An 18909-nucleotide genomic window follows, 5' to 3' on the forward strand; every position below is an offset into this window, starting at 1 on the left:
GCACTTAATATTCCGGGAGATAAATATCAGCCGATTTTTGCCGGCGGTGTAAATTATTTTAGAGGATAAATCTCAAGAATTCCTCAGGCAAAGCCACCGAAATGGGTAAGGTTAAGCTAGGTCGATATACAGTTATATTTTAATAAAGCATTTCTTTTGCAGGGTTTCAGAATTGTATGTCGAAGACATATGCTTAGTTGATTTTTATGGGCATAATTTATCCGGTTTTTAAAACTCCCATGTTCAGCTTTAGCTGAACGAGTTCATGGTAATGATTTGAAAAATTCACACTGATCTTCAACACAAGAATTAGGAGATGAATGACTTGGAAAGTAAATTTGAAGCAGCTGTCGTAACAGAACAAGGTAAAACTATTGCGGTGATTTCAGTACAACGCCCCATCTTCCGTGACTCAGATAATGCGATTATGATTATTAAAGCTATGCTTCCGGTATTTCCTGGCATGCCGGTTGTCCTTATGACACTCGACCCCCAAGGAAATCCGGCTTATTTTGGCAGATCAGATCTTATACTTTTACTGGAATCCATCAACATTAAAGAAGCTGATTGGAAAGAGATAACTGCAGAAATAGATCTCAGCAAGACTTGCCCAACCAAAGAAGTGGAGGATGTATAAGATGATTTGATCTCCCTATCCCCAAAAACGTAGAGGAGGAAATTAGCTATGGAAAAATTTTTATTTGTGCTGAGTCGTGGACTAGAGGATCCTGTTCGCGCTACAAGGGCTTTTCAACTGGCGAAAGTCGCCAAGGAAAAAGGGCATGAAGTTAATATTTTCTTAGTTGATGATGCCGTTTCTTATGCAATTTTGGGACTGGCAGATGGTGTAACGGCACCGACAGGAGATAATGCGAAACAATATCTGGACTATCTCATCAGTCAAAATGTTTCCTTTTATGTATGCACTCCCTGTGCTCGAACCAGACTCTTTGGGGAGGATCAATTTATCAAAGGCGCACAATTATCAACCGCCGGTAAATTAATCGATCTGGCGGCAGAATCAAAAGTGTTCTCATTTTAATTGCCTGACCACTTTAAAAGGACATAATAAGTAAGGAACAGGAATATTAAGCTGTACCCTATAGTTGGACACAGATAAGACGCTGTGTCGGCCAATCTATAGGGTATATTTTTATCCAATCGTAAGACTTCCACTTCTTAAGTGGGAGTAGGTCTCCCGAGTTCGCTTGCGATTTTCTTTCATTCATACCTCTTTAATAGTTACTTATCATTGATTAGTACTAGGCTAGTTTGGGTTACACTGAAGATATAAATTATCTATGATAAAGGAGAGATTTTCATGAACCGGTCATCTTCCTATATCTGCGTAACCCTGTTAGGTCTGTTGATTCTTCTAAGCGGATGTCATCAGTCATCATATCCAACGCCTGCGATTCCTTCAGCCGACAAGAACAGTACTGTTCTAGAAACCTCTAGCGTTCCAGTTTATCAGCGAATGGAAAAGGTTACCTCTCCTGAAGCGGCAATGCAGCTTCTTCTGGAAGGAAACCAGCGCTTTAAAGCAGGAAAGGTGTTAAATAAAGATATTAGTATAACCAGACGCACTGACTTATTGCGGAATGGGCAGCACCCCTTTGCAGTGATTGTCAGCTGCTCCGATTCAAGAGTCCCTCCAGAAATGTTATTTGATCAAGCTCTTGGTGATTTATTCGTCATTCGGGTGGCAGGAAATGTCATAACACCGGTTGAACTGGGGAGCGTTGAATATGCCGTTGAACATCTAAAGGTTCCTTTAGTCGTCGTGCTTGGCCATGAAAGCTGCGGGGCGGTCACGGCTGCCGTAGAAGGAGGAGAAACGAAGGGAAGCATTTCTGCTGTGATTGCCAAAATTACTCCTTCAGTTATTCGAGCAGAGTCAGACGGCTTATCAGGAAACCCATTGATCGAACAATGCGTGAACTTGAATATTCAGAGCTCTGTTCAAGACCTTAAAAAGAGTTCAATCTTAAAAGAAGCTCTCGAGAAAAAACAGCTTCAAATTATTGGATCAAAATATGACTTGGACGAAGGGGGAGTATCAATTCTGAATTAGGGCAATGTCTTTCAAGAAAGTTCTATAAAACTGAATTAAAGAATAATTCATACCATAGGCAGTAATGATCAAACTTCGATTGTTACTGCCTATATTTATGAAACTATCCACTAATTATGGCTGAATCAGGTGATCGTGCTTTTGCCAACTTGAAAACTGGATAAATATACAATGCGATTATTGTAAATTGGTGTCGGAAAATTTTCTGTTAGAAAAGCCGATGTTCCAACTTTCTATATTTTATAATAAGAAATATGAAGCAAGCTTTATTATCTGAGCAAGGAACTGATTCGAACTGGAAAACAATTGCTAGTTATGAAAAAATTATCTGAAAAGGAGGCAATCAATTATTAGTTTTAAGAGAACTGAAGAAAGGTAGGAATAAGGATGATTCAAAATTATAAAAAAGCTATGGCAGGGGTTGTGACAATGGCTTTTTTATTCCAAATGTATTCATTTCCCGTTTTGGCAGCTGAAAAGACTTCCGCTTCTTCGACAACAGCCGTTTCCGTTGGAGTGACATCGCCTAAAATCACGCTAGAAAAAGCTCTTCAGATTGTAAAAGCAAATTTTAACATACCAAGTGATTTATCAAACTTTACATCTAATTATAGTACCAATGACGAGCGGCAATCTTGGTCACTTCATTGGAATAACCCGGATAAAGGAGGAGATTTTTCAGCCGAGGTAAATGCTGTTAATGGGGATATTTTGAGTATTAATTATTGGAAAAATGATGACCCGGCGTCAAGTTCAGGCCTTCCGAAGGTTTCCAAAGCTGAGGCCCAAAAAATCTGCGATTCGCTTTTGACCCGGCTCTTGCCAGAGCGGGCCAAAGAGATCAAACAAATAACTAATGACCAAGAGGTTGTACCTCTTAATAATTACGGACCGGTTACCTATACGTTTCATTATCGGCGACTGGTTAACAATGTTCCTTTTGCGGGCAATGGTGTAGATATTCAAGTTTCCGGCAGTGACGGACACATCATTTCCTATATGCTAAATTGGAGTGATGTTAACTTCCCGGAGAATAAAAATGCAATTAGTGAAGCTCAAGCGAAGCAAGCTTTTGCTTCATTACCGTTTTTTAAACTTCAATATTGGATGCCCACACCTTACCGGGTCCTGACAACGGGGCAAAAGCAAGATGCAAAACTCGTTTATCAATTATCCAGCCCGAGCGCTGGAGCGATTGATGCCCTGACAGGTGAACCTCTTAAGCTAAATCCCGGTGACTGGATTGCTCAGAACTCAGTGGATGGCGGCATGGGAGATAAAGCGGGAAGTACCAGTTCTGCTGTTCATAGTTCACAGAGCTTGACTCCTCAGGAACAGCAAGAGGTAGATAAGACCGCGAAACTCATAAAACAGGATGAAGCTATTGCAGATGTAAAACGCTTGCTTAGTATACCGGACAATTTAACTCTGCGAAGTGCGAACTTAAGTACCGACTGGCGCAACGGAAACAATAGTGTTTGGAGTTTTGATTGGTTCACCCCCAACCCGGAAACCTCCGAGGGTAAAGCTCAATATCTGAGCGCCAGAATCGATGCTGCAACAGGAGAATTATTGAGTTTTAATCGTGGCTATCAACCCGCAGAAAAAAGAGAACCCAAACTAGACCATACAGCCATGCAAAAGATAGCTGAGGATTTTCTTAAAAAAGTTCAGCCAAGCCGTTTTAGTCAAGTAACTTTTGATGCGGACGACAATAGTGATCAGGCTGAAAAAGCCGTTTTACTTTATAATGCGAACAATTTCACCTACCATCGCATTGTCAACGGAATTGATTTTTTCAATAATGTAATGACTGTTACTGTAGAACCTACTGACGGGACCATTGTTAATTACGATTTGAACTGGTCTGAACCTGCTTTCCCTGATCCGACAGGAACATTAAGTAAAGATCAAGCAGTTCAGGATTTTTTAAATCTGCGTCCCATGACGTTGACCTATGTGCGAATTTATTCCAATGGGATTCCTGGAGATGTCCGCTTAGTATACCTTCCTAAGGCAGAGGATCAGAGTTCTCAGACTTCGAATGTTCTTGATGCCAAGAGCGGAGAATTGCTTGATTTTCAAGGCCGACCGCTTGATAAAGGACCAAAGCATTACATCTTTAACGACATATCAGGAGTTGAAGGTGAGCAAGAAATCGCAGCCCTCGGAGATGCAGGCTTATTCACTGATTATGGAAATAGTTTTAAACCTAATGATAAGATGACTCTCGGTTCACTCTTAAGGGCTATGTATTTAAGCCGTTATGGTGTGATGGGCAATACCTCCTTGTCTGACATGGATATTCTGACCCAAGCCAAAGAACAAGGCTGGTTAAAAGAAAACCTGCAGTCAGGAGATTATGTCAGCCGCGAACTATTATGCAAACTTTTTCTGCGATATCTCCAGCTTAATAAATTTGCCGAGTTTAAAAATATCTACCAGGTAAATTACCAGGATGCAGCGGACATATCGCCTGATGCTTTGGGCTATGTCGCCTTAGCGACAAGCACGGGAATTGTCAACGTTAAAGGGCAGAATTTTGCTCCCAGCGAAGGTGTAAGTCGTGCTGAAGCCGCCGCTGATTTATTCAGAGCTCTGACCTGGCGCAACTAAATTAGGCTCCATGCAAGTATAAGTCACTAGGCAGCCGTCTGCTCCAGAAGCTTGACGGCTGCCTAGTTTTCTTTGCGGGATCTATTTTTGAAGTGTTAAATAGCCGAATAGATTTAGCTCTTTTGATTAGCCCAACGAGTTTAGAAGGAATTGAACTAGAATTGTTGAATAATAGATAAATATGTTTGTGAAACTAGGGCAAGCAATAATTCGACAACGATCCAATCAACAAATCTAGTAAAGAGAGGGAAATGTTAAATGCCCAATCGTCAACGATTGATAGCTGAATTTCTAGAATTAGTAAAAATCGAATCTCCAACACGTCAGGAAAGAAAAATAGCTGACATCCTTAAAGAGCGTCTAAGTGATTTAGGCTTGTCAGTGAGTGAAGATCAGGCCGGGGAGGCAATTGGCGGCAACTGCGGAAATATCTTTGGCTATTTGAAAGGTAATCTTCCGGAAGCTCCAACTCTATTATTATCTGCTCATATGGATACAGTGAAACCCTGTCAAAACATTGAACCCTTTCAGAAGGAAGGAATAATAGGCTCTGCCGGAGCAACAATTTTAGGGGCAGATGATAAATCCGGCCTTGTACCAATTTTGGAGGCTCTAAGAGTCATTAAGGAAGAAAACCTTCCTCACGGTGATATCCAAGTAATCTTTAACATTGCCGAAGAAGGCGGCCTGAATGGTTCCAAGAACCTTGATGTCTCAAAACTGAAAGCCGATTTAGGCTTTGTCTTAGATTCCGGGGGGACACCCGGAAAAATCATTCTTGAAGCTCCTGGCCAAGACAGAATTAATGTATCCATTAAAGGCAGAGCGTCCCATGCTGGAATTGTTCCTGAAGAGGGGATTAATGCTATTGTAGCCGCGGCGAAGGCCATCGCCAAAATTCCCTGTGGACGTCTTGACGGGGAGACAACTTCAAATGTTGGCACAATTCAAGGCGGTATAGCGACAAACATTGTGGCCGAAAATGTGGAGGTTGTCTGTGAATCAAGGAGTCGTGACTTAAATAAACTTGAGCGTCTGACTGCAGAAATCTGCGCAATCTTCCAAAACTCTGCGCAGGAGATGGAGGCTGAGTCAGAAATCAAGGTTCAGCGCTTATATACACCGTTTAAACTGGCTAAAGAATCACATATTGCTGTTTTAGCGGCCAAAGCAGCGGAAGCCGCCGGCCTCACTCCTGAATTTATTGCCACCGGAGGAGGCAGTGATGCAAACAATTATAATAAGTACGGTGTTCCCTGTCTCGTATTATCTACGGGTATGGAAAAGCTTCATACAACGGATGAATACATCAGGGAAGAAGACCTGGTGAGAACTACGTGTTTTGTTCTGGAGATTATCAAAGCCACGAGTTTAAATACTAAAAATTTAACTGTAAAAGGCTAAAGATCTAAATCGTAATTGTTAAATAGTTTACAGAATTATAAATTAGAGCCAAACTTGAGGAGTGTAGAGAACGTATGAAAAAAAGCAGTCTTTGGTTTAAAGTTATTCCCTTTCTTCTAGGGTTAGCCTTGATTGTCTCCGGATGTGGAACTGCTGCATCGTCGACAACAAAACAACCATCAGCAAAGGCGAGTACTCCCGTAAAAATCGGTGTGCTGCCGATTGAAGATAATCTTCCTTTCTATGTGGCTGAAAAAGACGGACTTTTTGCCAAAGAAGGGGTTCAAGTTCAATTAGTTAGTTTCTCAAGCGCTGTTGAACGCGATACAGCCTTGCAGGCTGGTCAAATTGATGGCGAAGTTGCAGATCTGGTTGCAGTTGCTTTGCTTAAAAAAATCGGAACAGACGTAAAAATAGCGACAATTGGCCTTGGCGCCACCCCGCAAGAAGGGCGTTTTGCCATTTTGTCGTCACCCAAATCTAATATTCGTGACCTCCAAGGCCTAAAAGGAGCTACCTTGGGAATCTCCGAAAACTCTATTATTGATTATGTCAGTGATCAGATGCTCAAGGACAAAAGTGTACAACTAAGTGATGTCAAGAAGATGTCCATTCCTAAAATGCCTGTACGTCTGGATATGCTTCTTTCCGATCAAATTAATGCCGCTTGCCTGCCTGATCCCCTGGCTTCTTTGGCTCAGGCTAAGGGAGCACACTTAATTGCCGACGATACCTATCGCAATATATCGCAAACAGTGCTTTTGTTCCGCACGAAAAGCATTCAGGATAATCCCGAGGGTATAAAGGCTGCCGTTCGTGTTTACGGTTTAGCCGGACAAGCTTTAAGCAGTCATCCAGAGCAATACCGACGTTTGTTTTTAGAAAAAGCTCAGGTTCCTGCCGCTATTCAACAGAGCTACAAAACACCAACTTTTTCTAAGCTGCAGCTGCCTACTCCAGAAGAAATAGATAGTGTCATGAAATGGATGGAAGACAAGAAGCTGATCCCCCAAGCGTATAGTTATAACGATTTAGTTGACAAAAACCTCGTGCCTAAAGAATAAGGAGAAACACAGCCCGTGATAGAAGTGACGAATTGTAATCTTGCCTATGTTCAAGGAACAACATCGGTAAAGATTTATAATGATTTTAACTTAACCATTGAGACTGGTGAAAGTCTTGTCCTTATCGGTCCTTCTGGCTGCGGAAAAAGTACTCTGCTCTATCTTCTCGTGGGATTACTACGACCGACGGGGGGAGAGATTACAATTGGCGGAGAACCCTTAAAAAAGGCACGCCAGCAGACCGCCATTATCCTTCAAGAGTATGGCCTTTTTCCCTGGCTTAATGTTGAGCAAAACGTTCGACTTGGTTTGAAGGTACGACATCAGCCTAAAAGAGTCTACCAGAGCCTGGTCGATGAAATAATTCACAAAATGGGGCTGGCAGATGTCTGTCATCATTTTCCCAGTCAATTAAGCGGCGGACAAAAACAGAGAGTGGCTTTAGCAAGGGCCTTAACTCTTAAACCCGATCTGCTCTTGATGGATGAACCATTATCTGCCCTTGACGCCCTTACTCGTGAGCGCCTGCAGGAACTTTTACTGGAGATCTGGCAGGAAGAGAGGCTGACAACGGTTCTGGTCACTCATAGTATTGAGGAGGCTGTTTATCTAGGGAGCCGTATCTTAGTGCTTAAAAATGGCCGTCCAACAGAAATAGTAGGAGAAATTCATAATCCTCAAGTTGGACAAAAAGGTTATCGGCAGACCTCCGATTTTTTTCAAAAGGCAACCTACATCCGTTCTCTTTTAGAAGGAGGAACGGCAGAATGAAGCAAGGCCAGGATAACGTTCGAAAACAATTTTTGGGTTATTTGGGAGCCGGGTTATTTCTGCTGGCACTTTGGCAGTATGGTGCCTGGGCTCTTAAGACACCACTTTTACCAACACCAGGCGCAGCCATTAGAGCAACGCTGCGCCTATTGCACGGAGATCTTGGGGCACACCTTTGGATTAGTACTTATCGAGTTCTGGCTTCGACCTTAATTTCCCTGTGTTTGGGACTGCCCCTCGGTTTGGTGATGGGATTTGAGAAGAAGATTGACCGCTTTTTAGCTCCTTTAATTTACCTTCTTTACCCAATCCCTAAAATTGTCTTTCTTCCTCTAATTCTTTTACTTCTAGGCTTGGGAGATCAATCCAAGATTTTTCTCATTACTCTGATCGTCTTTTTTCAGATTCTTGTAACGACACGGGATGCCGTCCGCAAAATACCATCCGAAACAATTTCCTCCCTGCGTTCGCTAGGAGGAAACCGGGGGCAAATCTATCGTTATGTGCTCTTGCCTGCAAGTTTACCGGATGTTCTGACCTCACTGCGTCTCAGTATGGGAACAGCGATTGCCGTATTGTTTTTTGCCGAATCCTTTGCTACGACAAAGGGGTTGGGATATTTTATTATGGATGCCTGGAGCCGGGCGGCACCGGATGAAATGTTTGCCGGGATCATTATGATGGCTATCCTTGGGGTTGGCTTATTTATCATTGTCGATTTGCTGGAGACTTTATTATGCCGTTGGCAGCATGTCAATAATCATAACTAACTTGGAATTTAAGACGATGGGCCGAGCGTATCCACACAAATCTGCTATGTTATGCATCATTAGTTTAGTAAACAAGATAAAAGTGAACCTCTCATTCTTTGAATGAGAGGCCTCTTATTATTTGAGATCTATTTCTAGTTCTTAAAATGAGAACAGACAATCCTTAATATGATATAATTTTAGAGATCTGGCATTAGTTAATATTAAGCTTTCCCCTAAAACAATCATCCTCTTTGCGGTCGGTCAGTTATTAGTTTAAGGGTTTGGCCTTAAACCATAAATTGAACTCGTTCAGCTAAAGCTGAACATTGGGGCTTCGCTGACGAAAGCACCTAGCCCATAACAAATTCTATCACGCTGAAGGATGGACTCTCGAACTACTCCCACTTAAGAAATGGGAGTCTTGCGATTGGATAAACCATAATAAATGACGCTTGTTTGATTATGAGAGGAGATTATATGCTTCTTTTTAAAGATCTCATGTGGTTTTTTAAGCTGGAGAAAAAAAGCTACATATCCGGGATAGTTGTCCTAGTTCTCGTCGCCTTTCTTAATTTATTTCCTCCCTATGTAGTTCGAGTTATTATTGATGAAATCAGCCGCGGAGTCCTAACGTCAGTATCGCTGCTTCATTGGACGTTGTTGCTTGTAGGGACTGGCCTGGTAGTTTATGTTTTGCGTTTTTCTTGGCGTTTAATGATTTTCGGGGCGGCCAGTCGTTTAAGCAGGCTGTTGAGAAAGCAACTTTTTGATCACTTTACCCTTATGTCCCCGCAGTTTTATCAAAAGCAGCGAACCGGTGATTTAATGGCCCATGCGACCAATGACATTCAAGCCGTTGAAATGACCGCCGGCATGGGAGTATTGACTTTGGTCGATTCTTTAACGACCGGCGGATTAGTGATTTTATCCATGGCTCTATTTATCAGTTGGAAACTCACTCTGATTACACTGTTGCCCATGCCGTTAATGGCTTGGTCTACGAGTCGTTATGGGACGATGCTCCATAAGAGGTTTCATCGAGCCCAAGCTGCCTTTTCTGATCTTAACGATAAAGTGCTGGAAAACATTAACGGCATGAGAGTTGTCAAAGCTTTCGGAGAAGAAGAGGCAGAATTAGAAGCTTTTCGCAGCTTATCTGAGGATGTGGTAGAGAAGAACATTGCTGTTGCTAAAGTGGATGCTCTCTTTGATCCGACAATTCAGCTTATTATCGGGATTTCTTTTTTTCTGGCTCTTATTTTTGGTTCAATTGACGTAATTAATGGAAGTTTAACCTTTGGACAGCTCACTCAGTTTACTATTTATCTAGGCCAATTTATCTGGCCAATGCTCGCTTTCGGCTGGTTGTTTAACATCCTTGAACGGGGCAGAGCGTCCTATGACCGGGTCGATACCTTATTAAAGATTAACCAGAAGATTAATGAAAAGGATGGAGCTCTTGACCGATTCGACAATGGTGATGTCACTTTTGCCAAAGCTTCATTTACCTATCCCGGAGGAAAGACACCCATTTTGCAAAACATTAGTGTTCGGGTCCGACAGGGCCAAACTCTGGGAATTGTCGGTAAAACCGGGAGCGGGAAAACAACGTTCCTCCGTCTTCTTCTGCGCGAATTTGACCTTAATGATGGAGATCTTCAACTAGGAGGGACTTCAGTTTACGATGTAACTCTCCAATCGTTACGCAGTAAGATAGGTTATGTACCTCAAGACCATTTTCTTTTCTCCACTACTATTATTGAAAATATTGCCATGGGAAAACCGGAAGCCTCCTTTGCCGAAATCCAGAATGCGGCGGGAATTGCCGACATTCACGACGATATTTTGGGTTTCCCAGAAGGATATAATACGTTAGTTGGGGACAGAGGGGTTACTCTTTCTGGCGGGCAAAAGCAGAGGATTTCCATTGCCAGAGCACTTTTGTTGGAACCGGAAATTCTTATTTTAGACGATTCTTTATCAGCTGTTGATGCGAAAACAGAAAAGTCAATTTTAGAGAGTCTGCGCCAAATGCGGGCTCAAAAAACCACGTTTATATCGTCACATCGTCTTAGCGCTGTCGAAGAAGCAGATCTAATCATCGTGCTTAAAGACGGACAAATCAGCGAACAAGGTTCTCATTCAGAACTGATGGCACTCAATGGTTGGTATGCTGGCACTTATCGAAGACAACAGCTGGAATCCTTGCTTGAAGAGGGGGCGGAACATTAAGATGGTGATTCGACGCTTGCTTAACTATCTTGTCCCCCATAAAAAAGCTTTAACGGTTGCTTCTTTCCTTCTAATCCTTGCTACCTTTTCGGACGTCATCGGTCCTGTTTTGGTTAAGATTTTTCTCGATCAGCACTTAGTGCCGCGTTCCTTTAATCGGGGGTCACTAATCATCTTAGCCTCAAGTTATCTTGGTTTGAACATACTGTCGGCAGTATTGCAGTATCGTCAATTAGTCAGTTTTAATGAAATTGCTCTCAAAATTGTCCAGCAGCTGCGAATTGATGTTTTCAGCCATGTGCAGCATCTGGAATTTAGGGTTTTTGACAAAACTCCGGCCGGTGCCTTAATTTCTCGCATAACTAACGATACGGAAGCCATTAAAGAGCTGTTTGTGGGAGTTTTGGCTGCTTTCGTTCAGAATGTGGTGTTTATGCTTGGGGTTTTTGTGGCTATGTTTTACTTAGATGTGCGTCTAGCCTCTTTTTGCCTGATCCTGCTTCCTATTATTATCATCCTCATGATTTCATACCGCAAAGTTAGTACCAAGGTTTACCGAAGATTACGCAAAGAACTTAGTTATCTCAATGCCAAACTGAATGAATCCATACAGGGAATGTCTATTATCCAGGCTATGCGCCAGGAGAAGCGCTTTCGTCAGGAATTTCAGACCATCAACGATAATTACTATCGGGAAGCAATGGCTAACATTCGTTTAGAAAGTTTGTTTGTTCGTCCGGCTGTTGACCTGATCTATACTTTGGCCCTAATTATTGTCTTAAACTATTTTGGGCTCCAATCCTTGACGGGGCCAATTGAAATCGGGGTACTGTACGCTTTTATCAACTATCTGGACCGTTTCTTTGAACCTGTCAATATGATGATGCAGCGTCTGTCTCAATTTCAACAATCTTTAGTTGCTGCTGAACGGGTTTTTGAATTATTGGATGATCACCGAATCACCTCGAAGGTCACTGCGCCGGATTCACCTGCCATAAGTCAGGGAAAGATAGAATTTAAAAATGTCAGTTTCTCTTATGATAGTGACGCCAGGGGAGCAATGGCCTTAAAATCAATCAGTTTTACTGCCTATCCAGGGCAAACTGTCGCTTTAGTCGGGCATACAGGCAGCGGCAAGAGTACCATTGCCAATCTGCTCATGCGGTTCTATCCGGTTACTCACGGCGAAATTCTCATCGACGGAATTCCTTTATCTAGGCTCTCTGATCAGGAACTGCGGTCAAAAGTAGGACTTGTAGCTCAAGATCCCTTTCTGTTCGTTGGTACTATTTCCAGTAATGTTGCTCTTTCTAGATCGGAAGTTAAAGAAACTGAAGTTCGAGACGCTGTTTCTTTCGTTCAAGCCGAAAGCTTTATAGGCAGGCTGCCTCAGGGACTTCAGGAGCCGATGGGTGAACGGGGGGCAACGTTATCCAGCGGACAGCGTCAACTTATCTGTTTTGCCCGGACTATTGCCGGTAATCCCAAGATTCTCGTTTTAGATGAAGCCACAGCCAATGTAGATACAGAAACAGAAGAAGCCATCCAAAACGCTTTAAGAAAGATGCGTCAGGGACGAACAACCATCGCTATTGCTCATCGGCTTTCAACGATTCAGGATGCCGATCTTATCTTAGTCCTCCACCATGGTAAAATTGTGGAGAGGGGGACTCATGCTGAACTCTTGGCTCAAGAAGGGTTATATTACAAGATGTTTATTCTGCAGCATGGGAGCAAAGATAAAGAAGAATAGTCAGTGAACTCGTTCAGCTAAAGCTGAACATCGGGGCTTCGATGGCGAAAGTCTCCAGTGGAGAAGGTATGAGGATCATCCTCACTTGAAGAAGTGGCTATGTTATTAATTCGAGCGGAGTTCATAATTTAGATATTTTTGTCACTTGGTATTATGAACCAGGCCACAAGATAGGCCAAAAAACCTGTTCCGCCCACTAAAAGAAGAAGTAAAGCACCTATCCTAACAAGACTGGGATCCAAATCTAAGTATTCAGCTATTCCGCCGCATACGCCGCCAAGCTGCCGATCTTGACTTGATCTATACAAACGTCTCGACATAAGATTTCCTCCTTTACCTTTAGGGAGTTTCTTGGGCATAAATGAACTCGTTCAGCTAAAGCTGAAGTTAACGAAGGGGCTTAAAAACTGGATAAATATAATCTCTCACTTTAATATGCATGAGGACGTAGAGATGTGACAAAGACGGTAAAAGTTAAAAATACGGGATATCTGATTTTGTTACGAGATCCCCTTCAGTAAAGTGAATAAAATAAAAAAGTCTAAGGCTTGTCTTCATAAAACCAGCCTTAGACTTTCCTATTTATGATAAAATCATGGGGTAAAAAATCTTCTAGGGTTATTCGGGAAGGAAGGTAGCGCAATCTGTCATTGTAGTAGTTGTTGCATTGGGAGATTGAACTTCGATTTTCTCTGCATGGCAATGATCTCCTGTACCATAATAATGACAGGTGTTAACAACACATTTGATTCCGGTATTAGGTTGAGGCATTTTCTTAACATTCATGTGGGCTATTCCTCCTTAAATTTAATTCTCTAATAGATTCTCCAGAATTAGAGTTTTAATGAATCCATTTACTTCTAAGGCAGTAATAGAATAATATTGATGGTATAATTTAGCACATAGAGATTTGATAGATAATAATTAAAAATTGTGACAGTTAACACGAAGTGAGGGCCTTAAAAACTGGATAAAGGGAGGAGATCAGTTTGAGAAGAGTATTGGGAATTGTGGCTTCCCAGCGAAAATTAGCCAACGGGGAAATTCTGATTAAAGAAGCCGCAGCTTCCGTGGGAGAGGAAGTGCAGCTGGATCTTGTAAAGTTGACAGAGTTAAAGCTGCTGCCGTGTAAAGCTTGTTATGCCTGCTTAGGCCAGGATAAGCGCTGTTCCTTGGATGATGATTTATATTCCTTATTTGACCGGATCAAAGAAGCCGATGGAGTTATTTTTTCGTCGCCCTGCTATGCTTTGGGTCCCGCAGGAATTACAAAACTTTTCGGAGACCGAATTATCGCTCTTGCTCAACAAATTGATCAGATTTGGGGCAAGCCCTGTGTCATTATCGGGACAGCCGGAATTAAAGGTTGGGAAGGGTATACTCTTTCGGCCCTTATCACTTATGCACGTTTTTTGGGGTTGAACGTTAAAGACGCCCATATGTTTATCGGTGCTCTTCCTGGTGAAGCCTTAGTTGATCCGGAAGGCAAAGAGCGAATTAAAGCTCTTGGACAATCCTTGTTCGGTAATCCCCATCAGCCGGAAACCGGACGATGTCCTACCTGTTGGTCTGATCTCTGGAAATTCCCAGAACCCAATCACGCTCTATGTCCTTTTTGCGGCCAAGAAGCGAACATCTTGCCCTCGGATCAGGGAAATTCCTGGCATTGGGAGTTCGGTCCTTCCGGCAGCCGCTTGACAAAAGATTATTTAAAGGAACATTTTCAGGTCTGGCTGAAAGACCAAGTGCAAGAATTTGTCAAGAGGCGTAAAGAATTAGCTCTGATTAGAAATCAATACAGGAGCTAATGCTCAGCAGGAGGCGGCTTCTGGTAGGTCGAAGATTCAAAAAACTCTTGTAATCTGAATCTCTATGGATTAAAATACGATTAATTAAAGACATTATAGGTGCCCTTAATAAGGGAGAATAGGGAACTGGGTGAGAATCCCAGACGGACCCACCACTGTAAACGAGGAGACTTATGCTTAAGCCACTGGGAAGCCGGGAAGGCGTATGAGTCGTTGATTCTAAGTCAGGAGACCTGCCTATAATGTAGAACATGAATCAAGGCAAAGTTCATGGTCACAATTCTGTCTTTCAAGGCGGATTTATGACTATGAACTTTTTGTTTTGTTTGGGGAAAGGAGTTGAATAAGAGTTGGGGTATCAGGGGCGGGATATTGAAGCTGTTTTAATTAATCCGGAACAATATCTCATTGTATCTTGTGATTCCTGTGGAGCAATTGGACAGAAAGATTTCGATGTCGTTAAAGTATCTTGGCGAGTTACAGGAAGAATGACCACGAGGGTTGCCTTATCAGAAGTCTTAGCTGTGGGCGCAGAGCCTCAAATTATGACCGTTGCCATTTCTAACGAACCCGATCCAGCAGGTGATGAACTATTAAAGGGGGTGAAAGAAGAATTAGCTTTTGCCGGTCTTTCTCTCTCCATGGCTGTAAGCACTGAGAAAAATATGCCAACCCAGCAGACTGGCCTTGGTATCAGTGTTATTGGTACTGTTGCTAAAGATCGGCTGCGTATTGGAACTTCACAAGCCGGAGATCAGGTATATTGTTTGGGTTTGCCGAAAGTTGGCTCAGAACTTAGCGATCCTGAGGACCCGGAAATAGTACAGATCATGGAGATAAGAAAACTCTTGGCAACTCCCGGAATCCATGACATTATTCCTGTAGGCTCAAAAGGGATTTTAGCAGAAGCCAAGCAGCTTGCCTCAAACGCTAAACGGCAATTGTTTATTCATCAATCCTGCGGTTTAGACTTAAGTAAATCCGCCGGTCCGTCGACATGTCTTGTTTTCTCGGCATCTTCAGCTATAACAGGAGATTTTATCACTTCAAACCTAAATCAATTAATGCTGGTCAAAATTGGTGAGCTGATATATTAAACATAAAGCAAAAAACATGAAAGATTGTATTCATTCATGAACTTATTTGGTTAGATAGTAGGATGAAGTTGTTTTTCGTAAAAAAGTATAAAAGTATTAAAGTATTAAAGTATGATGGAATATTAGGGAGGAAAAATTCGATGAGTCAAATTAACGTAGAAGCTAAGAACGTCAAGCTGTCCGCCTTTAATGTCAAACGGCTTTCGATTATGGCTATTTTTCTGGCCTTGAGTTATGTGGGGGCACTGATTAAGATTCCCAGTCCAGTGGGAACCATTGGTATGGATTCGGCGCCAGGATTTTTCTGTGCTCTTGCCTTTGGAGGAATTGAGGGAGCAGTAGTCATTGCTTTTGGCCATTTATTAACATCGGCTGTTGTTGGCTTCCCTTTGACAATCCCCGTTCATATTTATATTGCTGTGCAAATGGCTTTATGGGCCGTGGTTTATCGTTGGGTGAATAAAACTTTCGGCCTTATTCCGGCAGCCATTGCAGGCATAATCCTCAATGGAGTTGTATCCTCCTTTGCGATGCTGCCGATTATGGGAATGGGAGGGGCTCTTGGGTTACTGCCCTTTCTCATCATCGGCTCAGCCCTTAATGTAATTATTTCGGCGCTAGCCTATAAAGCAATCAAAGGAACACGGCTCATTTAGGCTCGTAAGGAGGAAACTGAGGAAACAATGGTAATCGAAACAACAACAAGAGATCGTATTAACGACGGAAATGACAAAGCCATTGAACTTAATAATGTTTCCTATCAATATCCAAATTCTCTCCAACCAAGTTTAGAAGGTATTAACCTCAGCCTAAACAAAGGACAGTTCGTTGTCTTGATGGGAGCTGCCGGAGCCGGGAAAACAACCTTGAGTCTATGCCTCAACGGACTGATACCTCAGCTATTCGAGGGGAAATTAACCGGCGAGGTTAAAGTGGCAGGCAGAAACGTGAGAAAAACACCTGTCCAGCTTATGTCCACAATTTTGGGCCTTGTCCTTCAAGATCCTGAAACTCAAATCCTTGGCCGTACTGTGGAAGAAGATACGGCCTTTGGTCCCCGTAATATTTCTGTTCCCTCAGAAGAAATCCAACACCGAGTTGATCGTTCCTTAGAAAAAGTTCGGCTCAAAGGATACAACCAGCGTTTGACTGAGGAATTATCCGGGGGTGAGAAACAACGTTTAGCTATTGCGGGAGTCCTGGCCATGGAACCCGAAATCTTAGTACTCGATGAACCAACATCAGAACTTGACCCTGCAGGACGCTTAGAGATTTACGCAACCCTTGATGAATTGCGCCGAAAAAGAGCTTTGACCATCCTATTGGCGGAACATTCCAGTGAAGAAGTGATCAACAGGGCGGATGAGATAATCGTTTTAAATCAGGGACAACAGGTTTGGCGTGGTGAACCTACTCAGCTTTTTCGCAACATTCCTTTATTGCAGCAGTATGGTATAAAACCTTTGCCTGTTAGTCTTGTGGGATGGAACTTATATGAAAAAGGATGGATAGCCTTTGACGAAATCCCCTTAGATCTCCCGTCAGCGGCACGTCTTTTGAAAAAACTGTTATCGAGTCCTAAGCGGTTTGCTAATAGTGTAAAGGATTTTTCCCTTCAATCGAAACAGCACGCTTGGAAAGACCATCAGTTTGCGGAGGCCAGAGCCGTCGAAATCAAGGACTTGTTTTATCAATATCAAGCGGGAAAACCTATTCTCCAAGGAATCAATTTAACAATAGACAGCGGCGATTTTGTCGCCCTGATTGGCCAAAACGGGGCCGGTAAAACGACCTTAGCAAAACATTTGAACGGTTTGTTGAAACCGACAAGCGGAGAAGTCCGTGTCCACGGCATGAGTACCCAAAAGTATGATACCGCTCATTTGGCAAGAACCATTGGCTATGTTTTTCAAAATCCGGACCATCAAATTTTTTCCACAACCGTTGAGAAAGAAATTGAATACGGTTTGAAAAATAACGGTTTAACGACGGCACAAATCAAAGAACAGATTAATCAGGTCCTCAAGGAAACCGGCTTAGAGCGTTATCGTCATGTTCATCCCTTTACCTTGGGAAAAGGGGAAAGGCAGATGATTGCCGTAGCCTCAATCTTAGTGTTGAAACCTCGAATCCTAATTGTTGACGAACCGACAACCGGTGCAGATTATTCTGGTGTTCAGGCCATGATGAGGTTGATAAACCAACTTCATCATGGGGGTACGACGATAATTATGGTAAGTCATGACATGGATCTTGTAGCTCAGTATGCTCAACGTGTTATCGTCCTGAAAGAAGGCAGTGTTCTCCTTGATGGACATCCTCGCGCAGTCTTTGCTCAAGAAAAGTTATTAGCGGATGCCGCCATTATTCCTCCGCAGCTCTGCCGCCTTTCCGCCTGCTTGAGTGACGTCGGCTTCTCAGAGACATTACTCTATCCCGAAGAATTTACGGCACTGTTCGAAAGAGGGGAAATGACAAAATGTTAGCAGCCTCTTCAGCGGAAAATAGCTTAATGCATCGTTTAGATGTTCGCAGCAAGATGCTGGGTTTTTTAGTGATTATCATACTTACTTTCCTTTTCCAAAATCCACTTTATCAGCTGGCAATTATCTCAGGTACAGTTTTTTTAGCCCTGGCGATAAATATCCCGCTGCGAAAGATAACCGGCCTTATCATCCCTCTGCTGCCAATTGTTATTTCCATCATTCTGCTTACAGGCTTTTCCTACTCGCCTCAGCACTTTGTCCATCTTTCCAACCGGAAAATTCTCTTTTATCTTTTCCCCGGGAAACATATAGGGGCTACTGTCGGGGGATTTTTAATGGGGACAACCTTTCTGCTTCGGATATGGAGTTTATTGATTGCTTCTTCAATCTTAACCTTCACAACGTCCCTCGAGGATTTTACTCAATTTTTTCAATGGCTGAAGGTTCCTGCTGAAGTATCCATGATATTGACGACAGCGATGCGTTTTATTCCGACCTTAGATAAAAAAAGGTCCCTTATTCTAGAAGCTCAAATGGCAAGGGGAATGAATCTGCATGGGAAAGGAATTAGAGGTTCAATTCGTTCCTATGTTCCGATTATGATCCCCTTGTTTATTAACTCCATAATAATGGCTAATTCCTTATCAATGGCTATGCTGAACAGAGGGTACGGTTTATCTCAGGCTTGGACAGTTCAGCCTAAAAAAGCCATTGCAGCTAGAGACTTATGGGCAGTTACGGTTATTATTCTCTTGTCTTTTTTAGCTTTATTTGTACGCTTTAAATTACGCTTTGGACTCTTATAATAAATTTAAGATTTGATTGGCTGATGGTCTCTATAGGCGGTGAGAT

At 42.5% G+C, this 18909-nt stretch carries 17 protein-coding genes and 2 riboswitches; of the genes, 15 read left to right on the forward strand and 2 right to left on the reverse strand.

Annotation, left to right across the window (positions count from 1 at the left end; translation table 11 throughout):
• Positions 1-3 precede the first annotated feature (3 nt).
• Positions 4-109: riboswitch (glycine riboswitch) on the forward strand.
• 207 nt (positions 110-316) lie between these two features.
• The 10 genes from DEAC_RS14005 (at position 317) to DEAC_RS14050 (ending at position 12666) form a co-directional block, all read left to right on the forward strand.
• The gene (locus DEAC_RS14005) at positions 317-637 is read left to right on the forward strand and encodes a hypothetical protein (RefSeq protein WP_242847162.1); all 321 of its coding nucleotides are present in this window, start codon (positions 317-319) and stop codon (positions 635-637) included.
• Positions 638-685: 48 nt separating this feature from the next.
• A complete protein-coding gene (locus DEAC_RS14010; protein ID WP_047810686.1) occupies positions 686-1042 on the forward strand; it encodes a DsrE family protein in 357 nt (118 codons plus the stop codon).
• Positions 1043-1321: 279 nt separating this feature from the next.
• Positions 1322-2074, forward strand: coding sequence for a carbonic anhydrase (locus DEAC_RS14015; protein WP_047810687.1), 753 nt, complete (start codon positions 1322-1324; stop codon positions 2072-2074).
• Between the two features lie 387 nt (positions 2075-2461).
• Positions 2462-4690 carry a YcdB/YcdC domain-containing protein gene (locus tag DEAC_RS14020; protein ID WP_053006442.1) on the forward strand — a complete coding sequence of 743 codons (2229 nt, stop codon included), beginning with the start codon at positions 2462-2464 and terminating at the stop codon, positions 4688-4690.
• Between the two features lie 258 nt (positions 4691-4948).
• Positions 4949-6094 carry a M20/M25/M40 family metallo-hydrolase gene (locus tag DEAC_RS14025; protein ID WP_047810688.1) on the forward strand — a complete coding sequence of 382 codons (1146 nt, stop codon included), beginning with the start codon at positions 4949-4951 and terminating at the stop codon, positions 6092-6094.
• 74 nt (positions 6095-6168) lie between these two features.
• Positions 6169-7158 carry an ABC transporter substrate-binding protein gene (locus DEAC_RS14030; RefSeq protein WP_047810689.1) on the forward strand — a complete coding sequence of 330 codons (990 nt, stop codon included), beginning with the start codon at positions 6169-6171 and terminating at the stop codon, positions 7156-7158.
• A gap of 15 nt (positions 7159-7173) precedes the next feature.
• Complete coding sequence (locus DEAC_RS14035) at positions 7174-7929, forward strand: ABC transporter ATP-binding protein (protein ID WP_047810690.1); 756 nt, start codon at positions 7174-7176, stop codon at positions 7927-7929.
• On the forward strand, positions 7926-8699 hold the full coding sequence (locus DEAC_RS14040; RefSeq protein ID WP_047810691.1) for an ABC transporter permease: 774 nt from the start codon (positions 7926-7928) through the stop codon (positions 8697-8699). Before DEAC_RS14035 ends, DEAC_RS14040 begins: the two co-directional genes overlap by 4 nt.
• A 459-nt stretch (positions 8700-9158) precedes the next feature.
• Complete coding sequence (locus DEAC_RS14045) at positions 9159-10913, forward strand: ABC transporter transmembrane domain-containing protein (protein ID WP_047810692.1); 1755 nt, start codon at positions 9159-9161, stop codon at positions 10911-10913.
• Between the two features lies 1 nt (position 10914).
• A complete protein-coding gene (locus DEAC_RS14050) occupies positions 10915-12666 on the forward strand; it encodes an ABC transporter ATP-binding protein (RefSeq protein WP_152671407.1) in 1752 nt (583 codons plus the stop codon).
• Between the two features lie 128 nt (positions 12667-12794).
• Here the strand turns inward: DEAC_RS14050 and DEAC_RS14055 are convergent, their stop codons facing one another.
• Positions 12795-12986, reverse strand: coding sequence for a PspC domain-containing protein (locus tag DEAC_RS14055; protein WP_047810693.1), 192 nt, complete (start codon positions 12984-12986; stop codon positions 12795-12797).
• A 298-nt stretch (positions 12987-13284) separates the two neighbouring features.
• A complete protein-coding gene (locus tag DEAC_RS22810) occupies positions 13285-13452 on the reverse strand; it encodes a DUF1540 domain-containing protein (RefSeq protein WP_083996164.1) in 168 nt (55 codons plus the stop codon).
• A gap of 203 nt (positions 13453-13655) precedes the next feature.
• Between DEAC_RS22810 and DEAC_RS14060 the strand changes: the two genes are divergently transcribed.
• The 5 genes from DEAC_RS14060 to DEAC_RS14080 all read left to right on the forward strand — a co-directional run bounded on the left by DEAC_RS14060 (position 13656) and on the right by DEAC_RS14080 (position 18863).
• Positions 13656-14474 (forward strand): flavodoxin family protein, encoded by an 819-nt coding sequence (locus DEAC_RS14060; protein ID WP_047810694.1) that lies wholly within the window; start codon positions 13656-13658, stop codon positions 14472-14474.
• 80 nt (positions 14475-14554) lie between these two features.
• Positions 14555-14729: riboswitch (cobalamin riboswitch) on the forward strand.
• 95 nt (positions 14730-14824) lie between these two features.
• Positions 14825-15571: an AIR synthase related protein gene (locus tag DEAC_RS14065; RefSeq protein ID WP_047810695.1), complete on the forward strand. Its 747-nt coding sequence runs from the start codon at positions 14825-14827 to the stop codon at positions 15569-15571.
• A 140-nt stretch (positions 15572-15711) separates the two neighbouring features.
• A complete protein-coding gene (locus DEAC_RS14070; RefSeq protein ID WP_047810696.1) occupies positions 15712-16227 on the forward strand; it encodes an ECF transporter S component in 516 nt (171 codons plus the stop codon).
• A 27-nt stretch (positions 16228-16254) separates the two neighbouring features.
• Positions 16255-18057, forward strand: coding sequence for an ABC transporter ATP-binding protein (locus DEAC_RS14075; RefSeq protein ID WP_047810697.1), 1803 nt, complete (start codon positions 16255-16257; stop codon positions 18055-18057).
• Entirely contained in the window at positions 18051-18863 is an 813-nt protein-coding gene (locus DEAC_RS14080; RefSeq protein ID WP_047810698.1) for an energy-coupling factor transporter transmembrane component T family protein, read from the forward strand. The genes DEAC_RS14075 and DEAC_RS14080 overlap by 7 nt, the downstream gene beginning before the upstream one ends.
• The last annotated feature ends 46 nt before the right edge of the window (positions 18864-18909 follow it).

Source organism: Desulfosporosinus acididurans (genome assembly GCF_001029285.1).
GTDB classification, from domain to species: domain Bacteria; phylum Bacillota; class Desulfitobacteriia; order Desulfitobacteriales; family Desulfitobacteriaceae; genus Desulfosporosinus; species Desulfosporosinus acididurans.